Annotated in this window: 18 protein-coding genes and 1 tRNA gene; 10 read left to right on the top strand and 9 right to left on the bottom strand. The window is 67.9% G+C overall.

Translation table 11 applies throughout. The features are described from left to right. Positions 1–71: 71 nt before the first annotated feature. The 8 genes from ACOI2T_RS26655 to ACOI2T_RS26620 form a co-directional block, all read right to left on the bottom strand. Entirely contained in the window at positions 72–569 is a 498-nt protein-coding gene (locus ACOI2T_RS26655; RefSeq protein ID WP_421874787.1) for a sensor domain-containing protein, read from the bottom strand. Between the two features lie 116 nt (positions 570–685). Continuing rightward, a complete protein-coding gene (locus tag ACOI2T_RS26650; protein ID WP_421874785.1) occupies positions 686–1,594 on the bottom strand; it encodes an EspA/EspE family type VII secretion system effector in 909 nt (302 codons plus the stop codon). 115 nt (positions 1,595–1,709) lie between these two features. After that, entirely contained in the window at positions 1,710–2,702 is a 993-nt protein-coding gene (gene nrfD, locus ACOI2T_RS26645) for an NrfD/PsrC family molybdoenzyme membrane anchor subunit (RefSeq protein WP_409506344.1), read from the bottom strand. A 32-nt stretch (positions 2,703–2,734) separates the two neighbouring features. Continuing rightward, on the bottom strand, positions 2,735–3,652 hold the full coding sequence (locus tag ACOI2T_RS26640) for a 4Fe-4S dicluster domain-containing protein (RefSeq protein WP_409506340.1): 918 nt from the start codon (positions 3,650–3,652) through the stop codon (positions 2,735–2,737). Next, positions 3,649–6,915, bottom strand: coding sequence for a formate dehydrogenase (gene fdh / locus ACOI2T_RS26635; RefSeq protein ID WP_409506339.1), 3,267 nt, complete (start codon positions 6,913–6,915; stop codon positions 3,649–3,651). Before fdh ends, ACOI2T_RS26640 begins: the two co-directional genes overlap by 4 nt. Before the next feature lie 73 nt (positions 6,916–6,988). Then, complete coding sequence (locus ACOI2T_RS26630; RefSeq protein ID WP_409506338.1) at positions 6,989–8,668, bottom strand: SelB domain-containing protein; 1,680 nt, start codon at positions 8,666–8,668, stop codon at positions 6,989–6,991. Beyond that, complete coding sequence (selA, locus tag ACOI2T_RS26625) at positions 8,659–9,936, bottom strand: L-seryl-tRNA(Sec) selenium transferase (protein ID WP_409506337.1); 1,278 nt, start codon at positions 9,934–9,936, stop codon at positions 8,659–8,661. The genes ACOI2T_RS26630 and selA overlap by 10 nt, the downstream gene beginning before the upstream one ends. A gap of 51 nt (positions 9,937–9,987) precedes the next feature. Next, positions 9,988–10,082, bottom strand: a tRNA-Sec gene (locus ACOI2T_RS26620). 39 nt (positions 10,083–10,121) lie between these two features. Between ACOI2T_RS26620 and selD the strand changes: the two genes are divergently transcribed. Together selD and ACOI2T_RS26610 are read left to right on the top strand one after the other, a co-directional pair. Further along, the gene (gene selD / locus ACOI2T_RS26615) at positions 10,122–11,114 is read left to right on the top strand and encodes a selenide, water dikinase SelD (RefSeq protein ID WP_409506336.1); all 993 of its coding nucleotides are present in this window, start codon (positions 10,122–10,124) and stop codon (positions 11,112–11,114) included. An 85-nt stretch (positions 11,115–11,199) separates the two neighbouring features. Then, positions 11,200–12,081 (top strand): LLM class F420-dependent oxidoreductase, encoded by an 882-nt coding sequence (locus ACOI2T_RS26610; RefSeq protein WP_409506335.1) that lies wholly within the window; start codon positions 11,200–11,202, stop codon positions 12,079–12,081. Here the strand turns inward: ACOI2T_RS26610 and ACOI2T_RS26605 are convergent. Next, on the bottom strand, positions 12,036–12,881 hold the full coding sequence (locus tag ACOI2T_RS26605; protein ID WP_409506334.1) for a helix-turn-helix transcriptional regulator: 846 nt from the start codon (positions 12,879–12,881) through the stop codon (positions 12,036–12,038). The genes ACOI2T_RS26610 and ACOI2T_RS26605 overlap by 46 nt on opposite strands. 129 nt (positions 12,882–13,010) lie before the next feature. Between ACOI2T_RS26605 and ACOI2T_RS26600 the strand changes: the two genes are divergently transcribed. The 8 genes from ACOI2T_RS26600 (at position 13,011) to ACOI2T_RS26565 (ending at position 21,227) form a co-directional block, all read left to right on the top strand. After that, entirely contained in the window at positions 13,011–14,240 is a 1,230-nt protein-coding gene (locus ACOI2T_RS26600; RefSeq protein WP_067854622.1) for an AAA family ATPase, read from the top strand. Continuing rightward, the gene (locus ACOI2T_RS26595) at positions 14,237–15,259 is read left to right on the top strand and encodes a tetratricopeptide repeat protein (RefSeq protein WP_409506333.1); all 1,023 of its coding nucleotides are present in this window, start codon (positions 14,237–14,239) and stop codon (positions 15,257–15,259) included. The genes ACOI2T_RS26600 and ACOI2T_RS26595 overlap by 4 nt, the downstream gene beginning before the upstream one ends. A 31-nt stretch (positions 15,260–15,290) precedes the next feature. Then, entirely contained in the window at positions 15,291–15,686 is a 396-nt protein-coding gene (locus ACOI2T_RS26590) for a hypothetical protein (RefSeq protein WP_409506332.1), read from the top strand. An 82-nt stretch (positions 15,687–15,768) separates the two neighbouring features. Beyond that, a complete protein-coding gene (locus ACOI2T_RS26585) occupies positions 15,769–16,401 on the top strand; it encodes a dTMP kinase (RefSeq protein ID WP_409506331.1) in 633 nt (210 codons plus the stop codon). Between the two features lie 53 nt (positions 16,402–16,454). Next, entirely contained in the window at positions 16,455–17,141 is a 687-nt protein-coding gene (gene mtrA / locus ACOI2T_RS26580; RefSeq protein ID WP_018601429.1) for a two-component system response regulator MtrA, read from the top strand. Further along, positions 17,138–18,790: an MtrAB system histidine kinase MtrB gene (gene mtrB, locus ACOI2T_RS26575; protein WP_409506330.1), complete on the top strand. Its 1,653-nt coding sequence runs from the start codon at positions 17,138–17,140 to the stop codon at positions 18,788–18,790. The genes mtrA and mtrB overlap by 4 nt, the downstream gene beginning before the upstream one ends. Then, positions 18,787–20,547, top strand: coding sequence for an MtrAB system accessory lipoprotein LpqB (lpqB, locus tag ACOI2T_RS26570; protein WP_085147160.1), 1,761 nt, complete (start codon positions 18,787–18,789; stop codon positions 20,545–20,547). The genes mtrB and lpqB overlap by 4 nt, the downstream gene beginning before the upstream one ends. 50 nt (positions 20,548–20,597) lie before the next feature. Next, positions 20,598–21,227 carry a ComF family protein gene (locus tag ACOI2T_RS26565; protein ID WP_409506329.1) on the top strand — a complete coding sequence of 210 codons (630 nt, stop codon included), beginning with the start codon at positions 20,598–20,600 and terminating at the stop codon, positions 21,225–21,227. Positions 21,228–21,440: the final 213 nt, after the last annotated feature.

Below are 21,440 nucleotides of genomic sequence, written 5' to 3'. Positions count from 1 at the left end.
AGCGCGAGCAGACGCAGAATCGCCCAAATCCTCACGGATTTGGGCGATTCTGCGTCTGCTCGCTTTGCGCGTCAGGGGATCCGATCCGCCATTGCCTGCGCCAGCTCGGACGCAACCCGCTCAGCGTCGGGAAGTGCCACGACGCCCGCATCAATCACTACAGCGGATTTCACGATGGTGGCCGACGACCATCCGTCGCCGCTGAAGACGGCGGTGTCGTCCGCCGGCCGGGATACTGCCGGGTCGTAGAACGGAATATGAAGCTTGACGCATTCCTCAACCGCGGCTATTCGCCGGTCGAAGGCCTCACGCGCCGCCTCCTCGTTCGGGTAGATCGCGACGACCTGTCCGGCGACGGCCATCAGACCTGGCACACCTCGAACGTCGAGGTTTCCGTTGTCGGATGTCGAGTGAAATTCCGTCCACTGGTCGCCGAACGCGACGCCTTGGTCCGATAGCGCTCGGCATGCGGGAACCGCATTGTTGTCAGGTTTCGGACGATTGGTGTCAACGGTTCGTTCTAAAGCGTTGACACCGCTGATTCTCCTGACGTCGTCAATGCTGAGCACGACCGAATCGGTAGTGGGTGGTGGGGGAGCAGTGGCAACGGGTCCTCTGCAGGCTCCCAATATCGCGATCAGAACTACCAGCGCCGAAACCTGTAGGAAAAACCGTGTCCTGGAAGTCAAATCGTGTACACCCTTGTCGTTTGCGGATTCGTTGCGTTCAAGCCACTCGGTGCGGTGCCTGGGATCTGGAATGGCCCGTCGATGATGATTGGAGGTTGTGGCTGCTCCACGGGAATGCCAAGCGCTGTTCCGTCGGCATACATCTTCATTTGCCTCAGATAGAGCGCTTCGGCCGCGGCGGCCAACGTCAAACGTTGGGCGTTCCAGGAAGCGACTACCGGGTACGGGCTGCCATCTGGCGGTCGCCGACTGTTGAACGCGGCGACTTCGGCGTTGTGCGCGGCCATGTCACGCTGAAGCATCTGCCAATCCAGCTGCCATCGAGCCACTTTGCTTTCGTGTGATTCCGTGTCCGGCTGCGTCTCGTCGTCAGTGAGGCGCTGGACAGTTTCCGGTCTATTGCCATCGGTGTCTGCAGGTTCGAGCGCTGCGTACTCGCCGGCGAGAGTACGCAAACGTGCCGCGATGGTGCTTTGGTCGGTGTGTGTTCGGCGGACAATCTGGGCGATGCCAGAAATACCTTCCTTGACGATGGGTATCAACATCCGTTGGCCGGCTTCGTTTTTGGGCAGGGCAACGGCGGCATCGACGACCCAGTCACGTATTTCATCGAGGCTTTGTCGTCCCCTGATGACGGCAGTGGCGGACCTGTCGATTTCGGCGGCGAAACGCCGATCGAGGTTCGCAAACTCGGCGACGGCGCTCGTCTGTGCCGCGTTGACCGAGTCGTACGAGTCCGCGGCAGACCCTTGCCACTTGTCATTTGACTTTGCGTCGACGAGAGACGATCCAACTTGCCGAAGCCTGTCACTGGTGTTGAGTGAATCTCGGTTCACGGGATTGCCGTGCCCGAAAGTTCCCCGAGCTTGAGACCACGTCTGCATGAACGCATCGAGTAGACTCACCGCGACCTCCAGTTGGATGTTAGGTAAGCCTATCGCGGTCGAGTTACCCGTTTGCGCATCAGAATTTGTCCGCGCCACGGTGACAGCACTGCTCGCTTCGCGTTTGTGCGTATCGCTACCGGTGCCGGTCGTCGCCCCGGGCGGGCCTGCCCTCGTCAAGCCGCTTGCGTTGTGGCACAACGACATATTTGGGGTCGCGCGTGGACTGGACACCGGCTTCGAACACGCCGAACCGCTGCAGCGCGCTGCCCGCCAATAACGCCGCGCCCGACGCCGCGACCGCCCATCTCCTGCGGCCCGCCACCACCGCACCGACTGCGCCGCCGACGGTCAGGATCTCCGACCACTGCCGCAACCGGTGAGCTTTGCCGGTCGTGTACGCCTCGGCGACGAGGCCCAGCCGATGCTCCATCGTCCGCGACGCCACGACCTCCAGCGCCGCGCCGGTCACCGCCATCCGCCGGGCCGGGCCGCTCTCCGATACGGGTGCGAGCAGCATCCCCAGACCGGCCCCGCTCACCGCGGCAGAGCCGGTGAAGACGAACGGCAGATACGGGTGTGCTTCCCGCCACGCCGGAACCGCCGTCTGCGACAACAACACTGCGGTGTAGGACGCCACGCCGGGCGCGACCGCGGCGGCTTCCAGACCCGCCGGACGCGCCGCCCGATTCACCAACCGGCCCAGCCAGGTCCGGCGCAACCGCGCAGGCATCAGTTCCGCGACCGCCGCCAGGCCGGCGCCCGGCCCGTACCCGCCGAGAAGCCACGTACCCATGCTCATCGGCGAACTCGGCTTGGCCACGCGCAGCATGTGGTGGAACCGCTCGGGCCTGCCGAGGTCACCGATGAGGAAATACATGCTGGCCAACAGGCTCGCCAGGGCGCCGAGTCGTGACACCTTGCGCAGCCGCGGCCGACCGGTCAGGTCGGCACCGGCGGCCAGCAGCGCAGAACCCGCAGACAGGCCGCCACTGAACAAATAGGCCGCGATCATCCAGTTCCATACCGGCGTCTTGAGAATCTGGCGCCCGTAGTACGACCGGAAATCGGCAGGCGCCACGGCCATGTCGTCGTTGCCGCGGCGGCGGTGCCGCGTCTGTGCATGCATGTCCGATGCGTCGGTGTCGCTGAGCTTCTCCTTCACGAGCGCCCCAGAAACGCCGATACCGCGACACCCACCAACGCCGAGGCCGCCATGCCCGCATACCGCCACATCGCGCCGGCGTCGCGCGTCGGCACCACCGGGTCGGGCGGCAACCCGTACACCTCGGGTTCATCGAGCAGCAGGAAGAACGCGCCGTCACCGCCGACCCCGTCGTTCGGATCCTCCCCGTAGAGCCGTGCCTCGGTCACGCCGCGCTCGTGCAATTCGGACAACCGGTGAGCGGCCCGCTCACGCAACTCGTCGAGCACACCGAACTGGATGGAGTCCGTCGGGCAGGCCTTGGCGCATGCGGGCTCCAGCCCGTCGTGCAGCCGGTCGTAGCACAGCGTGCACTTCCATGCCCGGCCGTCACCTTCCCGGCGTTCGATGACTCCATAGGGGCATCCCGACACGCAATAGCCGCACCCGTTGCAGATGTCTTGTTGCACAACAACAGTGGAGAACTCGGTACGGAACAGCGCTCCGGTGGGGCAGACATCCAGGCACCCGGCGTGCGTGCAGTGTTTGCACACGTCCGACGCCATCAACCAGCGGAAGTCCTGGCGGGTATCGGCGCCCATCGCATCGCCCGGCCGTTCGAAACCCGGCATGCCGAGCTCGACGGTCTCGCTTCGGTTGTCGCCCAAGCCATGTCGACCGTCCGCGGGCTGCTCGATGAACGCCACGTGCCGCCACGAGTTGGCACCCAGGTTGCCGGTGTTGTCGAACGACATGCCGAGGAGGTTGAATCCGTCCTCGGGCACGCCGTTCCACTCCTTGCACGCGACCTCGCAGGCTTTGCAGCCGATGCACACCGACGTGTCGGTGAAGAACCCCACGCGCTGCGGATGCTCGTCGTAGCCGACGTCGGCCGCCGGGTCTGCCAGCGGACCGTAGAAGCTGTTGTCTCTCATGGTTTCTCCTCGGTGTGGCCGGGCGAGGGCTTCGTGGTGTCCAGGTGGGTACCCGTCTGCGGCGTGATGTGTGCGCGGTCGCGGTAGGCCGCGACGTATTCGAGCAGCTGTGGCCCACGGGGCCGGCGTCCCGGCTGGATGTCGCAGGTCGCGACCTTGCTCTCCTGGATGAACACGTTCGGGTCGGCGACGACACCGAGCAGGTCGTTGACGACGTCGCCGTCGATGAGGCCGACGTTGCCCCAGTGGTAGGGCATCCAGATCTGGTGCACCATCCGGTTCTCGATCCGCAACGGTCGCATCCGGCTCGTCACGAACACCCGGGCATCGACCGCTGTTCGGCTCGTGATGACGTGCGCCCAGTCCATGTGTGTCAGACCGCGAAGCTCCGCGAGCTCAGGCGACACCTCGACGAACAGGCCCGGTTGCAGTTCGGACAGGTACGGCAACTGCCGGCTCATCCCGCCCGCCGTGTGATGTTCGGTCAGGCGGGCCGCGGTGAACACGAACGGGAACACGTCGCCATGTGCGTCGGGCCACGACGGGTTCGACGGATTGTCTTCGCGCCCATACACTTTGCGCGCCGGGTTGCCCTGCTGCCGATACAGCGCGTTGCGTACGGGGGATTCGTGCGGTTCGTAATGTGTCGGCAGCGGGCCGTCGGCCAGCCCGCTCGGGGCGAACAGCCATGCCTTGCCGTCGGCCTGCATCACGAACGGGTCGTCGCCGCGCAGCGCCTCGACGCCGACGGCACCGGCGGGCGGCCGGTAGCCGGGTGGTTTGGCCTTCTCGAAGTCGGGGACGTCGTAACCCGTCCACTCGCGTCTGTCCGGATCCCACCAGATGAGTTTCTTGCGTTCGCTCCACGGCTTTCCGGCCAGATCGGCCGAAGCGCGGTTGTACAGCACACGACGGTTCATCGGCCACGTCCAGCCCCACTCGGCGTCGTATGGCCCCTGTTCGGTGTGCGGTTTGCGACGGGCGGCCTGATTGACGTCGTCGGCGTAGACACCGCTGTAGATCCAGCACCCGCAGGCCGTGCTGCCGTCGGCTTTGAGCGACAGATAGTTGTCGACGGCTCGCCCGGTGGTCAGGTCGACGCCGTTGATCCGGCGCAGCAGATCCTCACCAGAAGGTTCATCACCGTCCAGCGCATAGTCCCACCACAGGTCGAGCAGCGGGCGGTCCCGCTCATCGGTGGAACCGGCCAGCTTCTCGCGCAGGATACGGCCGAGGTGGTAGAAGAACCACAGCTCCGAGCGGGCATCGCCGGGCGGCTCGACGGCCTTCTCGCGCCACTGCAGCATGCGCTGGGTCTGGGTGAACGTGCCGGCTTTCTCCACATGCGACGCGGCCGGGAAGAGGAACACCTCGGTGCGGCACGTCTCCGTGCTGATCTCACCGGTCTCGGTTTCCGGACCGTCCTTCCAGAACGTCGCGCTCTCGATCTCGACGAGGTCGCGCACCACCAGCCAATCGAGGTTCGCCATGCCGAGTCGCTGCAGCCGTCCGTGGGCGGACCCGACGGCGGGGTTCTGGCCCAGCAGGAAATAGCCGAACACCTTGCCGTCGATCATGTCCATCACGGTGCGGTACGTGCCGTGGTCGCCGTTGATGCGCGGTAGGTAGTCGAAGCAGAAGTCGTTGTCGGCGGTGGCGAGTTCACCCCAGTACTCCTTGAGCAACGACACCATGTAGGCATCGGCGTTGTGCCAGAACCCTTTCTGGTTGCGGCTCTTGATGTCGTCGAGGTAGTCGGCGAGCGTCTCCTGACCGGCGTGTGCCATCGCGAGGTAGCCCGGCAGCAGGTTGAACAACGTCGGAACGTCGGTCGAGCCCTGGATGCTGGCGTGCCCGCGCAAGGCGAACACCCCGCCGCCGGGTCGGCCGATGTTGCCCAGCAGCAGCTGGATGATCGCCCCGGCGCGGATGAACTGTGCGCCCATCGTGTGCTGCGTCCAGCCAACGCTGTACACGAGCGCGGTCGTGCGTTCGCGGTTGGAGTTCTCCGTCCACTTGCGCGCAACTTCGAGGAACTGCTCGGCGGGCACGCCGCAGATCCGCTCGACCATCTCCGGGGTGTAGCGGGCGTAGTGCCGTTTGAGGATCTGGTACACACACCGCGGGTGCCGCAGGGTCGGGTCGTTGGGGATGTCACCCGCACCGCCCTCGATCGGCGGACCTCCCGAACCGGACCGCTCGGGCGCGCCGTGCTCTTTGGCTGTCGCGCCGCCCTCGTTGGCGTCGGTGCGCTCGTACTGCCAGGTCGACGGGTCGTAGGACGCCGTGGCGTCGTCGTAACCCGAGAACAGCCCGTCGAGATCCTCGGCATCGCGGAAGCGCTCGTCGACGATGAACGACGCGTTGGTGTACGCGGTGACGTATTCGCGGAAGTCCAGGTCATTGGACAGGATGTAGTTGATCACCCCGCCCAGGAACGCGATGTCACTGCCGGCGCGCAGCGGTATGTGCCGGTCGGCCAGCGCGCTCGTGCGGGTGAACCGCGGATCGATGTGGACCACCTGGGTGCCGCGCGCCTTGGCTTCCATCACCCACTGGAACCCGACCGGATGGGCTTCGGCCATGTTGCTGCCCATGATGACGATGAAGTCGGAGTTGACGAGGTCCTGCTGATAGTCCGTCGCCCCGCCGCGACCGAAGGAGGCCCCCAGACCGGGAACCGTTGCGCTGTGTCAAATACGCGCCTGGTTCTCGATCTGCAACGCCCCCAAAGCCGTGAACAGCTTTTTGATCAGGTAATTCTCTTCGTTGTCCAGCGTGGCTCCGCCGAGGCTCGCGATGCCCATGGTGCGGCGCAGCGTGTTGCGGTCGGCGTCGAACTGCTGCCAGCCCTTGTCGCGGGCGTCGAGAACGCGGTCGGCGACCATGTGCATCGCGGTGTCGAGGTCGACCTCGCGCCACTGCGTGGCATACGGCGCGCGGTAGCGCACCTTCGTCAGCCGCTGTGGACCGGTGACGAGTTGCTTGCTTGCAGATCCCTTGGGGCACAAGCGTCCCCGCGAGATCGGGCTATCCGGGTTGCCCTCGATCTGGGTGACCTTGCCGTCTTTGACGTAGACCTTCTGCGCGCATCCGACGGCGCAGAACGGGCAGACGGAATGCGCTATCTCGTCGGCGTCGGCCGTCCGTGGCGTCAGTGTCAGCGAGCGGTCCGACTGGGCGGCCTTGCCGCGGCCCAACTTGTCGGGGCCGGTGAGCTGCCGGTACACCGGCCACGACTCGATCAGCTTCCGGAAGTCCATGGCGTCCTCCTACCCACTTGTCCGCAATCAAACCATCGTCGGCTGGTTGTTGCCTGCGAGTTGGTGCGCGGTGTCAGAGCGTGTGGCGGGTGCCGTCGTCGCCGCGTCGGGTGCAGCCGCGGGCATCGAGCTGTTCGAGTAGTGGGACCGCGACCCGCCGCGTGGTGTTCAGCGCGCGTTTGGCTTCGGCGACGGTGAACGGCTGCGGAAGGGTCTTGAGAACTTCGACGGCGCGGTCGTATGCGTCCGGGCCGAGCACGATGCCGTCGGCGATCCTCGTCAACCGGCCCGCCCGCACCGCCGCCGCCAGTTCCCGGGTGCCAAGGTCCAATTCCGCGAGCTCGTCGGCGTCCGGCGCCCGGAAAGGCTCCGCCGCCAGCCACTTCTGCACGGCCCGCACGGCCTCGTCCACCCGTGGTGGCAGCTGCGCGCCCGGCCGCTGTACGAGCCCGTCCCGCACCTGCAGGCCCGTGCCGGCGAGCAGCGCGGGCACAAGCTCCAGCGCGGGCAATCCCAACTGCGAGCGTACGGTTTCCAGCGGCATACCCGCTGCGACATCGTGTTCGGCGAACCATTGCGTCACCACCTCGAGCAGGTGCCCGCGGCGCTGTGCCCACCATCGCTCATCGACCACCCAGTCGCCGATTCGCTCACCTTCGACTGCAAACCCCATGGCGTGCAGCTCTTTTGCCGTCGCACACACGGGCGGGGCGGCCCGCCCGCCGGCGAGTTCGGCAGCACGGGCCCTGGCGTCACCGCGTCGGCGCAATGGTGCGGGTCGCACGTCGAGCACCCGCACGCCCGCCGCGATCCGGTGCTCGCCGGGATCCCGCAGCAGCCCGACGTCGCCGATTCGTAACGGCAGCGGACGGGCCAGCCGCAGCCGCGCGGCAGCGTCGCCGAGCGGGCGCACGTGCACCGGTACCGCGGCCGACCCGATGTGCAGCATCAACCGTTGGTGCAGCTTGTCCGCCGACCGCAACGCGACGTCGACCGCTGACGTGTCGAGCCACGCGCCGGGCGTTCGCACGGTATGCCCGCGGCCGATGAGGTTGCGGTCGACGCCGCGTAGGTTCACCGCAACTCGTGCGACCGCGCCGACCGCCGTCTCGGCCCGGCCCAGCGACTGCACGCCGCGCACGGTGACCTGCCTGCCCTCGTGTTCGAGTTCGTCGCCGACGCGGATCGTTCCCGCCCCGAGTGTTCCGGTCACCACTGTCCCGGCACCCCGCACCGTGAACGAGCGATCGACCCACAGCCGCACATCGGCGTCGGGGTCGGGCACAGGCAGCCCGTCGACGAGCGACATCAGTTCGGTGCGCACCTGATCCAGGTCGGTGCCGATCACCACACGCGAATCGGGGAACCGTTCGCGCGCGTGCGCCACGGCAGGGGCCGGATCGGCGAGGTCGGCCTTGCTGATCACGACGAGCGTGTGCTCGACGCCGAGTGCCCGGACCGCGGCGAAATGCTCCTGGGACTGCGGCATCCAGCCCTCGGTCGCGGCGACGACGAACATGACCGCCGGGACCGGACCGACCCCGGCCAGCATGTTGGCGACGAACCGCTCGTGGCCCGGCACGTCGACGAACGCGATGTCGCGGCCGTCGATCGTCGTCCAGGCGAAGCCGAGATCGATCGTGAGCCCGCGGCGCTGCTCCTCGGCGAGCCGGTCGGGCCACATGCCGGTGAGCCGGTGCACGAGCGTGGATTTGCCGTGATCGACGTGGCCGGCCGTCGCGACTACGTACATGCCAGCACCGCGTGCGCCAACGTGTCGTCGTCGGCTTCAGCCACCGTTCGCAGATCGAGCAGGCAGCGGCCGTTCTCGAGTCGCCCGACCACCGCCGGGGTGCCCATGCGCAGCGGCGCCGCGTACCACTCGGGCAGGCTCACGGCGGCGCTCGGCAGCGCGACGCCGGGTGCGCCACCGCCGCCCACGGCGGCGATGCAGTCGACCGCGTCCGCATCCGGTAGTCGGGCCGCGAGCCGCGCGGCCCGCACCCGCAGTGATTCCACGTCGACGCGCAGCGCCTCGGCGACCGGCGGTGGTGGACCGGTCAGCGTGGCCTCCAGCGCGGCCAGCGTCATCTTGTCCACCCGCAGGGCTCGCGCCGCCGGATGACGACGTAACCGCTCGATCACTTCCGCCCCGCCGAACAGCAGACCCGCCTGCGGGCCACCGAGCAGTTTGTCGCCGGAGGCGGTCACCAGGTCAGCTCCGTCGCCGAGCACCGTCGTGGCGTCCGGTTCGTCGGGCAGGAGCGGGTGCGCGGTCAGCAACCCCGAGCCGATGTCGACCACCAACGGCGCGTCGAGCGTTGCGAGTTCGGCGACCGGAACCGATGACGTGAAGCCGGTCATCGCATAGTTCGACGGATGCACCTTCAGGACGAAGCCGGTGTCGGGCCCGATCGCGTCGGCATAGTCGCGCAGATGCGTGCGGTTGGTGGTCCCGACCTCGCGGATACGCGAACCGGTTGATTCCATCAACGCCGGAAGGCGGAAACCGTCACCGATCTCGATGAGCTCGCCGCGGCTGATGATCATCTCCTTGCCCGCGGCCAGCGTCATCGCGGTCAGCAGCAGCGCGGCCGCGTTGTTGTTCACGACGTGGACGCCGCCCGCGGTGGGGACGGCCCGCGCCAGGGCGGCCATCGCACCGCGGCCCCGGCGTGCACGACGGCCGGTCTGGAGGTCGAACTCGACGTCGGTGGCGCCGCTCGCCGTCACCACAGCGTCGATCGCCGCGGTCGACAACGGTGCCCGGCCGAGGTTGGTGTGCACGACGACACCCGTGGCGTTGATGACCGGACGCAGGCTCGAGGCGCTCGACGGCAGTGCCGCGACAGCGACGTCGGCTACTCGGTCGGGAGCGATCTCCCCGCTGCGCGCCTTCTGCTGTGCTTCGGCGATCACCGATTTCACCAATGCGCGCCCCAGTGTCCGCTCGGCTTCGGCGAGGCGCGGATCGGCCAACAGTGTGTCGGTGCGGGGCACCCGGCGGCGAGGGTCGGTCATGTGGTTGGTGGGGGGTGAGCAATTTGGCGGAGGCGGACGCGAGGAGCAATATGGCGGAGGCGGACGGGAATCGAACCCGCCAGCGGCAGAAACTGCCGCTCAGCGATTTTGAAGACCGTGCCGGTCACCAGACCGGATACGCCTCCCTGACCCATCGCCCCATCATGACAGGCAACATGGGGTTCATGGCCTACCGACTGACCCAATACGCCCACGGTGGCGGCTGCGCATGCAAGATCCCGCCCGGCGAATTGGAGGAGGTCGTTCGCGGGCTCACCCACGCGGAGCCAAAAGATCCGCTGGGTGAGCTGCTGGTCGGGCTCGATGCCGGCGACGACGCGGCGGCCGTGCGCATCGCGGGCGGGACTGCGCTGATCGCGACGACGGATTTCTTCACACCTGTCGTGGACGACCCATACGAGTGGGGCCGGATCGCCGCCGCCAACGCTCTGTCGGACGTCTACGCCATGGGCGGGCGGCCTGTCGTCGCGGTGAATCTGCTCGGCTGGCCGCGTGAGGTGTTGCCGTTCGAACTGGCCGCCGAAACGTTGCGCGGTGGGCTCGACGTCTGCGGTGCCGCGGGCTGTCACCTTGCCGGCGGACACAGCGTCGACGATCCCGAACCCAAGTACGGCCTGGCTGTCACCGGCATCGCCGACCCGAACCGGTTGCTGCGCAATGACTTCGGCAAGGCTGGTGTCCCGTTGTCGCTCACCAAACCGCTCGGTGTCGGAGTGCTCAACAGCAGGCACAAGAGCACCGGCGAGGTCTTCCCGCAGGCGATCGAGGCGATGACGACGCTGAACGCCGAAGCCTCCGCGGCGGCACTGGCGGCCGGCGTCGAATGTGCCACCGACATCACGGGTTTCGGGTTGCTGGGGCATCTACACAAGCTTGCCCGCGCGAGCGGCGTGAGCGCGGTCATCGACTCGACGGCAGTGCCCTATCTCGACGGTGCGCGAGAAGCGTTGCGCGACGGCTACGTAAGCGGCGGTACCCGCCGTAACCTCGAGTGGGTGGCGCCGCATGTGGACCTGTCCGCCGTGAGCGAGGACGAGGCGCTGCTGCTGGCGGACGCGCAGACCTCCGGCGGGCTGTTGATCGCGGGGGAGATCCCGGGCGCACCGGTCATCGGCGAGCTCGTGTCGCGCGGTGAACACACCATCGTGGTGCGGTGACCGCCAGGATCGGTGAACGTGGTGGTGTCAAACCCACGATGACTGCGCACTGGTGGATCGGCGGACCGGTCGGCACCGTGGAGGCATGAAGTTCGGTGTCAGCACATTCATAACCGACGAGGGGTTGTCGCCCGCGGATCTGGCGGTCGCGCTTGAGGATCGCGGTTTCGACTCACTGTTCGTGGCCGAGCACACGCACATCCCGGTCGACGGTCCGCGCCCGCCCGACGGCGACCTGCCGCCCCACGACTACTACCGCTCACTCGACCCGTTCGTCGCGCTCACGGCCGCGGCCGCCGTCACCGAAAGGCTGCTGCTCGGTACCGGAATCGCCCTTGTGGTTCAGCGTGATCCGATCACTCTCGCCAAAGAGGCGGCCAGTCTGGACCATCTGTCGAATGGGCGGTTCCAGCTCGGTGTCGGCGCGGGGTGGCTGCGCGAGGAAATGCGAAACCACGGTACCGAGCCGCGCACCCGCCTGGCGCTCATGCGTGAGCGAGTGCTGGCGATGAAGCAGATCTGGACCACCGAGCAAGCCGAGTTCCATGGTGAATTCGTGGATTTCGGCCCGATCTACTCCTGGCCGAAGCCGCGGCACGTGCCGGTCCTCGTGGGTGGCAACGGGCCGACAGTGCACGATCGGGTGCTCGAATACGGCGACGGTTGGGCGCCGAATCTGGTCGGGCCGCCCGAAGAACTGGCGGCGCGGGTCAAAGAGTTGCAGCGGCGCGCGGCCGACGCCGGACGCGATCCGATACCCGTCACACTGATCGGCGCCGACCAACGCGGATACCTCGGACCCGACCGGCAGGGCGCCATCACGCCACTGGGTGAGCGCGAGCTGGCGATCCTGGCCGACGGCGGCGTCGATCACTGCGTGTTCTTCCGCGACGCGGGCGCGCCCGAGGGGGAGGCGCTGCGTTATCTCGACGAGCTCGCTGAGCTGACAAGGCCGTTGCGCGACTGAGTCATCAGATGGTCGAGCCGGTCGGCGGTGCCGGTTCCTGGGCGTGGGTTGTATAGCACGAGGTGCCAGCCCGGATGGTCGGTGACGGCCAGGGTGGTCTTGTCGAACACCAGCTCGCCCGCGTCGGGGTGACGCACCGCCTTGACCGCCTGCAGATGCGGACCGACATCGTGCTGCTGCCACAGCTTTTCGAACTCCGGGCTGATGACGCTCAGATCGTTCACGATCTCGCCGAACGCGGCGTCGTCCGGGTAGAGCGCGGCGTCGGCGCGGAACGCGGCAACGACACCCGGCGCGGCCGACGCCCAGTGGACGTACATGTCGCGATAGCGGCTGTTGGTGAAAAACGTGACGAGACAGTTGCGGTCGGTGTCGCGGTAGCCGAACGCCTGCCGCGTCGCGTCGTTGACCGCGAGCAGGTTCCAGTACCGGTCCTGCAGCATCGCGGGCCGCGGCGACCACGCATCGATCAGGTGCCGTAGCTCCGGTGTCACCGGGCTGTCGCGCAACCCGGCCGCAGGCGGCGGGTTCGTCCCCGCCAGCGAGTACAGGTGCGCCCGCTCGGGCTCGGTGAGTCGCAGCGCCGTGCTGATGGCGTCGAGCACGCTCGACGAAACGGTGATGTCGCGGCCCTGTTCGAGCCACGTGTACCACGACGTCCCCACCCCGGCCAGCAGTGCGACCTCCTCACGCCGCAGTCCCGGGGTGCGGCGCCGTCCGCCGTCGACCAGGCCGACGTCGGCCGGTTTGAGCCGGGCCCGGCGGGTACGCAGGAAATCACTGAGCTGCTCGCGCCTCATATGGCGATGGTAGGAGCGCTGCGCGCGTGCTCGGCCACCCCAGCCTGGTGGTGTGAGTCCCCGGATCAGGCGTCGGGACAGGTGCGCGGGGGCGGATAGGATTCTGCTGAGCGATCGACGGGGGTGCGAATGGCTGAGGACGCGGTCATCGAAGAGCTGGCTGCCGCCGTCGAGCGCAGCCCCGAGCTCGCCGAGCTACGCCTGCACCTGGCCACCCTGCTGGTGGAGCGCAGGCGCTATGCCGAAGCGCTCACGCATTGCAGCGCGGTGCTGGCACAAGACGCGGCCAACGCCCGCGCGGTCGCGCTGCTGCAACAGTGCACCGCGGGCCTGGCGGGGGCACCCGCACCGGCCGCTCCAGCAGCGCCCGCCGATGCCGCCCGGACGTTCGACTGGTCGGCGGCCGAGGAACAAGTCGCCGACATCGTCAAGCCCGCGTTCGTCGAGGAACCGGCCGAGGCGGTCAACGAGTACGACTTCGATGCGGTCCGATCCAGCGCCGTCCGGCTGTCGGACATCGCCGGCATGACGGATGTGAAGACCCAGCTGGAACTGTCACTGCTGGGGCCGATCCGCAACCCCGAGTTGATGAAGGCCTACAAGGTTTCGGCGCGCGGCGGTCTGCTGCTCTACGGCCCGCCCGGGTGCGGCAAGACTTTCATCGCCAAGGCGGTCTCGGGCGAGTTGGGTGCCAGCTTCTATCAGGTCGGCATCGCCGACGTGCTCAGCCGCTGGCTCGGCGAGAGCGAGCGCGCCATCCGCTCGGTGTTCGACACCGCCCGCCGCAAGGCGCCCTGCGTGCTGTTCTTCGACGAGGTCGACGCACTCGGGCACCGCCGGTCGGCGCTCGGTGGAAGTTCGGGTCTGCGGTCGGTCGTGAACGCCCTGCTCGAAGAGATGGACTCGGCCACGTCGACCAATGACGGCGTCTATGTCCTCGGCGCCACGAACGCGCCGTGGGACGTCGACCCGGCGCTGCGCAGGCCGGGACGATTCGACCGGATGATCTTCGTCCCGCTTCCGGACGCCGACGCTCGGGCGGCGATCGTCCGATTGCACTTGCAGGACCGCCCCGTCGAGGGCATCAATTTGGCGACGGTTGTCAAACGCACCGACGGTTTCTCGGGTGCGGATCTGGCCCATATGTGCGACAGTGCAACGCAATTGGCGATGGCGGACTCGATGCGGACCGGGCAGGTGCGGCCGGTCCAGATGCGTGACGTCGATGCCGCGCTCAGCCAGATTCGCCCGTCGGCCGGCGCCTGGTTCGACACCGCGCGCAACGTCGTGGATTTCGGCAACCGGGACGGCTCCTACGACGATCTCGCAAAATACCTGCGGCACAGAAAGATCCGGTGACCTCCACAACCGGCGGCGCCGGGTTCGTCGCGCAGGCCTATCTGGACTCCGGCAACTACGCACGCGCCGAGGACGTGCTGCGGTCGGCGCTGACCGAAGACCCCAACAATGCCGACCTGCTCGCCGGCCTGGCGCGCGCCAAGATCGGGCAGAAGGACTACTACGCGGCGGCTTTGGCCGCCCATTCCGCATTGGCGGCCGCACCCGACAGTGAGTACACCAAGCGCCTGTATGCGTTGGCGCTGCAAGGGCAGGGCAGGCTTCCCGAGGCGCTGTGGATGGCGTGGAAGACCGTCACCGAACACCCCGACGTCTATCTCGCCCACTATGTCTACGCGAGCATGCTGTACTCAGCGGGCCACGCCCAGCAGGCACTCGTGGCGGTCAACGAGGCGCTGCGCTTGAACCCGGCATCGGCCGACTCCTGGGTGCTGCGCGGCGACATCTACCGGTCGTTCTGGGGGTTCGCCGCGGCCGAAGCCGACTATCACGAGGCAATCCGCTTGGAACCCGACCATGCGTCCGCGGTGAACAACTTGGCGGTCAGCCGATTACGGCGCGGGAAGACGGGTATGGCACTGCACGGATTTCTCGGCGCAGGCCGGCTCGACCCTGGACTGGGGGAGTTGGCCCGCCGCAACGTCGGTGTCGCACTCACCGGGGTGCTGCGATGGACGACGGCGTCGGTGCTGTTCATGGCGGTTGCGTTGATCGTCGTGGCGGCCATGCACGAGGAAGGCCGCGCCACCGTTGTCCCCAGGCTGTTCGCCGCGGCGCTGACCGCCGGATTTGTGGCCGTGATCGTGTGGGTGTTTCGCCGGGTGCCGTGGCCCGCGCTGCGTGCGGTGCTGCGAGAACGGCTCCTGCTCGCCCTCCGGCTGCTGTTCGTGGGGTTCGCGGTGCTCGCCGGGTTGGCCGTGACGGTGGTGGGCCCGACTCCGCTCACCGATGTCCTGGGTCCGTTGCTGTTGATGGGCGTCGTGGGTTTCACGGTGCTCGGATGGCTGACCGGACAATAGCGATGCCGTCAACACGAGAGGGTTGCCGACGTTGAAGACCATCACCATCGCGTTCGACGTCGACGGAACGCTGCGCGACAACACCATCACCGATGCCTATGTCGCCAACGAGCGCATCCGCACGCTGCTGATCACGCTGGCCGGCATGAAGAACACCAGGATCATGGTCTGGTCGGGTGGCGGCGAGGGATATGCCCGGCGGGCCGCCGACGCGATGGGCATCGTGAAGTACGTCGACGTCTACGCAGACAAGGGCTACGGCGGATACGACGCCGAAGGCAGGCCGATCTTCCACACCGATCTGTTGCCCGACATCGCGTTCGACGACATCGAGGAATGTGAGCTCGGCGCGCTCAATCTGATCGTCGACGAGAGAGGTTTCACGCCCGGCTACGTGCCGCCGGGCGATCGTCCGAGCCGAACGTGAAGAAGATCGCGAGATCAGGCGAGAATCTCGCGATCTTCTTCACGCTCGGCACCCGGTCGTGCGCACCAATTACGCTGCCCGTGTGCTCATCGCGATCGAGGGTGTCGACGGCGCAGGCAAACGCACATTGACCAACGGGCTGCGCGCGGCGTTCGAGTCCGCGCACAAGTCGGTCGGCAGCCTGGCGTTCCCGCGCTATCACCATTCGGTGCCCGCCGACCTGGCCGCCGAGGCGCTGCACGGCGCCCATGGGGATCTCGCCGAGTCGGTGCACGCGATGGCGGTCCTGTTCGCGCTCGACCGCGCCGGCGCGCGCGAGGAGATCGAACACCTGCAGGCCGCCTATGACGTCGTCATCCTGGACCGCTACGTCGCGTCCAACGCCGCCTACAGCGCCGCCCGGCTGCATCAGGGCGCCGACGGCGAGGTCGTCGCGTGGGTCCGCGAACTCGAATTCGACCGGCTGAAGCTGCCCGCACCCGACTGGCAGGTGCTGCTCGACGTGCCGACCGAGCTCGCCGCGAAGCGGGCCGAACACCGCGCCAACACCGAAGCCGGCCGCGCCAAGGACGCCTACGAGCGCGACGGGGGTCTGCAGCGGCGAACCGGGGAGGTCTATGCCGCCCTTGCGGCCGCCGATTGGTGCGGGCGGTGGGCCGTCGCGGGCCCCGATGTCGATCCGGCGGCGCTGGCAGGTCAGTTAAGCAGCGGATAAAGGCGAGACACCCCGCGTGTGGTAGCCCAGTTTTATCGCGAACTGGTGACACCATGGACACCATGAGGCAAAGGATCCTTGTCGTCGATGACGACCCATCGCTGGCCGAGATGCTCACCATCGTGCTGCGCGGTGAGGGGTTCGACACGGCGGTCATCGGCGACGGCAGCCAGGCGCTCACCGCGGTCCGCGAACTGCGGCCCGATCTGGTGTTGCTGGACCTGATGCTGCCCGGCATGAACGGCATCGATGTGTGCCGCGTGCTCCGCGCCGATTCGGGTGTGCCGATCGTCATGCTCACCGCCAAGACCGACACCGTCGACGTGGTGCTCGGCCTCGAGTCCGGTGCCGACGACTACGTGATGAAGCCGTTCAAGCCGAAGGAGCTCGTCGCGCGGGTGCGCGCCCGGCTGCGCCGCAACGAGGACGAGCCCGCCGAACTGCTGTCGATCAGCGACGTCGAGATCGACGTGCCCGCCCACAAGGTGACCCGGCAGGGCGAGCAGATTTCGCTGACACCGCTCGAGTTCGACCTCTTGGTGGCGCTGGCACGCAAACCCCGGCAGGTGTTTACTCGTGATGTGCTGCTCGAACAGGTGTGGGGATATCGCCACCCCGCCGACACCCGTTTGGTGAACGTGCATGTCCAGCGGTTGCGGGCAAAGGTTGAGAAAGACCCGGAGAACCCGCAGGTGGTACTTACCGTTCGAGGAGTGGGATACAAGGCCGGACCCCCGTGATCTTCGGCCCCAGACGGCGCCGCTGGGGAGGCTCCGGCCCACTTTTGCGCGGATTGGGGACACTGGGTAGAGCCCTCAGTCTGGTGTGGCGTCGCTCGCTGCAACTACGTGTGGTGACGCTGACGCTCGGGCTCTCCCTTGCGGTCATCATGGTCCTCGGTTTCGTGCTCACCAGCCAGATCACCGACCGGATCCTCGAGGTCAAGGTACGGGCCGCCACCGAGGAGGTCGAGCGCGCCCGCAACACCGTCAGCGGCATCGTCGGCGGCGAAGAATCCCGCTCCCTCGACAGCAGCCTGCAGCTCGCGCGCAACACGCTCATCGACCGCAAGGCCGACGCACGCGCGGATCTGGCCGGTGCGTTCGACGCCGTGCTCGTGGTGCCCGGGGACGGTCCGCGCGCGGCGACCGCCGCTGGACCCATCCAGCAGGTGCCCAACGCGCTGCGCGACTTCGTCAAGGCCGGGCAGGTCAGCTATCAGTACGCCACGGTGCACACCGACGGGTTCTCCGGTCCGGCGTTGATCGTCGGCAGCCCGACGTCGTCGTCGGTGCCCAATCTTGAGCTCTACCTGATCTTCCCGCTCAACAACGAGGAGAGCACCATCTCGCTGGTGCGCGGCACGATGCTCACCGGTGGTGTGGTGCTGCTGGGTCTGCTCGCGGCGATCGCGCTCGTGGTGGCGCGCCAGATCGTGCAGCCGGTCCGCTCGGCGTCGCGGATCGCCGAGCGGTTCGCCGAGGGTCACCTGACCGAACGCATGCCGGTCCGCGGTGAAGACGACATGGCGCGCCTGGCGGTGTCGTTCAACGACATGGCCGAAAGCCTGTCACGCCAGATCCAGCAGCTCGAAGAGTTCGGAAACCTGCAGCGCCGCTTCACCTCTGACGTCAGCCACGAACTCCGCACGCCGCTCACCACGGTGCGCATGGCCGCCGACCTCATCCACGACCACAGCGAGGATCTCGATCCCGCGCTGCGCCGCTCGACCGAGTTGATGGTCAACGAACTCGACCGGTTCGAGACCTTGCTGGCCGACCTGCTGGAGATCTCGCGCCACGACGCCGGTGTCGCCGAACTTTCGGTCGAGTCGGTGGATCTGCGTTCGACCGTCCAGAGCGCACTGGACAACGTCGGTCATCTGGCCGCCGACGCCGAGGTCGAACTCGACGTCGACATGCCCGCCCACGAGGTGATCGCCGAAGTCGATCCGCGCCGGGTGGAACGGATTCTGCGCAATCTCATCGCCAACGCGATCGACCATGCCGAGCGCAAACCGGTGCGGATCCGGATGGCCGCCGACGAGGACACCGTCGCGGTCACCGTCCGCGACTTCGGCGTCGGGTTGCGCCCCGGCGAGGAGAAGCTGGTGTTCAGCCGGTTCTGGCGCTCCGACCCGTCGCGGGTACGCCGTTCCGGTGGCACCGGCCTCGGCCTGGCCATCAGCATCGAGGACGCCCGCCTGCACCAGGGCCGGCTGGAGGCCTGGGGCGAACCGGGCAAGGGCGCCTGCTTCCGGCTCACCCTGCCGTTGGTCCGCGGCCACAAGGTCACCACCAGCCCCCTGCCACTCAAACCGGTTGCGCCGCAGCGGGGTACCCGGCGACGCGCCGCCAGGGACCGGGAGCCAGCGGAGGAGAGCGTGTGAAGCGCCTGCTGACGGTGTTGATCGTCGGCCTGGTTGTACTGACGTCCGGTTGCGCGGGGATTCCCAGCTCGTCCTCGCCGCAGGCGATCGGCACGGTCGACCGGCCCGCGCCGCCGAGCCTTCCCAAGCCGTCGCCGGAGATGGACCCCGACGTGCTGCTGCGCGAATTCCTCAAAGCCACCGCCGATCCCGCCAACCGGCATCTGGCAGCGCGCCAGTTTCTCACCGAATCGGCCTCGAGCACGTGGGACGACGCGGGCAGCGCGTTGTTGATCGACCGCGTGGTGTTCGTCGAAACCCGGAGTTCGGACCGTGTTTCGGTGAGCATGCGCGCCGACATCCTCGGCTCGCTTTCGGACATGGGCGTGTTCGAGACGGGGGAGGGCGCGCTGCCCGACCCCGGACCCATCGAACTCGTCAAGACGTCGGGCGGCTGGCGCATCGATCGGCTGCCCAACGGCGTTTTCCTTGACTGGCAACAGTTTCAGGCCACCTACAAACGCAACACGCTCTACTTCGTCGACCCGACCGGCACCACCGTCGTGCCCGATCCGCGGTACGTGGCGGTGTCCGATCCCGACCAGTTGGCCACCGAGCTGATCTCGAAACTGGTCGCAGGCCCGCGACCGGAGATGGCCAAATCCGTCCGCAATCTGCTCGACGCGCCGTTGAAGATGCGCGGGCCGGTCACCCGGGCCGACGGCGGCAAGACCGGCGTGGGCCGCGGTTACGGCGGGGCCCGCATCGACCTCGAAAACCTGTCGACCACCGATCCGCACAGCCGGCAATTGCTTGCCGCGCAGATCATTTGGACGCTGTCGCGGGCAGGCATCGCCGGGCCGTACGTGATCAACGCCGACGGTGCCCCGCTCGACGACCGGTTCGCCGAAGGCTGGGAGACCTCCGATGTGGCGGCCACCGATCCGGGTGCGGCGCCGGGCGCGGCGGCCGGATTGCACGCACTCGTCAACGGCTCGCTCGTCTCGCTCGACGGGCAGCGGGCACCGCGGGTGCCCGGTTCGTTCGGGCAGGCGCCGCACCAGGTTTCGGCCGCGGTGTCGCGCAACGGGCAGGACGCGGCCTCGGTGGTGGTGCTACCCCCCGGCGCGCCGGACGCCACCGCCACGCTGTGGATCGGGCCGTTGGGCGGTAGCGCGGTCCAGGCCATGGAGGGGCGCACGCTGTCGCGGCCCAGCTGGTCGCTCGACCAGGCAGTATGGGTCGTCGTCGACGGCATCAACGTCGTCCGCGCGATCCGCGACGCCTCCGGCGCGCCGGCCCGCATCCCGGTGGACGCGGCCGCGGTGTCGACGCGCTATCCGGGCCCGATCACCGAACTGCAGCTGTCGCGCGACGGCACCCGCGCGGCGATGGTGATCGGCGGTCAGGTGATCCTGGCCGGCATCGAGCAGACCCAGGACGGCCGGTTCCTGTTGACCTATCCACGCCGCCTCGGCTTCGGCCTCGGCGACACCGCGGTGTCACTGTCGTGGCGCACCGGCGACGACATCGTCGTGAGCCGCACCGATCCGCAACACCCGGTGTCCTACGTCAACCTCGACGGCGTGAACTCCGATGGGCCGAGCCGCAATCTGCTGATGCCGGTGACCACCGTGGCCGCCAACCCGTCGACGGTGTACGTGGCCGACCAGCGCGGCGTGCTCCAGCTGTCGGCGTCGGCCGCCGAGGACAATCCGGGCTGGGTCGAGGTGCGTCCGCTCATGGTTGCCGGGTCGCTTCCGGTGTTGCCTGGCTGACCCGCGAAAAAGGGGCCGAGGTTGTCACCCCTGACGACCACACTGCGGGCATGCTCGACCTCATCCTTCCGCTCGAATGCGGTGGTTGTGGCGCGCCGTCGACGCGGTGGTGTGCCACCTGTGCCAAAGAGCTGACCGTGCGTGACGACGAACCGCACCTGATCACCCCGCGCCTTGATCCGGGGGTGCCGGTGTTCGCACTCGGTCGTCATGCCGGTGCGCGGCGCCGCGCGATCGTCGCGGTCAAGGAGAAGGGCCGAGCTGATCTCGTGTCGCCGCTCGCGAGCGCGTTGCGCACCGGGCTGGACCGGCTCGTCACCTGGGGAGTCGTCGGGGCGCCGCTGACCGTCGTCCCGGCGCCCACCCGCCGGGCGGCCGCGCGGCGCCGCGGCGGCGACCCGGTGACCAGGATCGCGGCGAGTGCCGCGACCGGACTGCCCGGCGTCGGCGTGGTGCCTGCGCTGCGGTTGCGGCCGTGGGTGCGCGACTCGGTCGGGCTCTCGGGGGTCGACCGCCAGCGCAACATCGCCGGGCGGGTCCGGATCGTCAAGCACCTGACGGGCGAGGTGTTGCTCGTCGACGACATCGTCACGACGGGAGCCACCGCGGCCGAATCGGTCCGCACGTTGCGAGCCGCCGGGATCTGCGTGTCGGCCGTCCTCGCGATCGCGCATGCTTGACGGCCGCGACGATTACCCGCGCATCAAACGCAAGTGAAGAACTGAAAACACGTCGCCGAAATTACTGGCACGATCCGGTGAACACGGACTACCGTCGGCAGCAACCACCCGTGAACACCTCACGGCGGCGCTCAGACCGCAGCGCCACTTCACCGCACACCGGTAGGAGGTGAGTACTCGACACCTTGCGCCGATGGGCGGAGTGACAATTCT

It is taken from the genome of Mycolicibacterium wolinskyi str. Jessa 2025 (assembly GCF_049241375.1).
Taxonomy (GTDB): Bacteria; Actinomycetota; Actinomycetes; order Mycobacteriales; family Mycobacteriaceae; genus Mycobacterium; species Mycobacterium wolinskyi.
This window is presented reverse-complemented; position numbering and strand designations above follow the sequence as displayed.

What these genes read in the sequence shown, in the direction of transcription:
- ACOI2T_RS26565 (WP_409506329.1), top strand. Translation starts at nt 20,598, where the DNA reads ATGCTCGACCTCATCCTTCCGCTCGAATGCGGTGGTTGTGGCGCGCCG.
- ACOI2T_RS26600 (WP_067854622.1), top strand. Translation starts at nt 13,011, where the DNA reads ATGGCTGAGGACGCGGTCATCGAAGAGCTGGCTGCCGCCGTCGAGCGC.
- selD (WP_409506336.1), top strand. Translation starts at nt 10,122, where the DNA reads ATGGCCTACCGACTGACCCAATACGCCCACGGTGGCGGCTGCGCATGC.
- ACOI2T_RS26630 (WP_409506338.1), bottom strand. Translation starts at nt 8,668, where the DNA reads ATGTACGTAGTCGCGACGGCCGGCCACGTCGATCACGGCAAATCCACG.
- mtrA (WP_018601429.1), top strand. Translation starts at nt 16,455, where the DNA reads ATGGACACCATGAGGCAAAGGATCCTTGTCGTCGATGACGACCCATCG.
- ACOI2T_RS26610 (WP_409506335.1), top strand. Translation starts at nt 11,200, where the DNA reads ATGAAGTTCGGTGTCAGCACATTCATAACCGACGAGGGGTTGTCGCCC.
- nrfD (WP_409506344.1), bottom strand. Translation starts at nt 2,702, where the DNA reads ATGCATGCACAGACGCGGCACCGCCGCCGCGGCAACGACGACATGGCC.
- ACOI2T_RS26605 (WP_409506334.1), bottom strand. Translation starts at nt 12,881, where the DNA reads ATGAGGCGCGAGCAGCTCAGTGATTTCCTGCGTACCCGCCGGGCCCGG.
- selA (WP_409506337.1), bottom strand. Translation starts at nt 9,936, where the DNA reads ATGACCGACCCTCGCCGCCGGGTGCCCCGCACCGACACACTGTTGGCC.
- ACOI2T_RS26640 (WP_409506340.1), bottom strand. Translation starts at nt 3,652, where the DNA reads ATGAGAGACAACAGCTTCTACGGTCCGCTGGCAGACCCGGCGGCCGAC.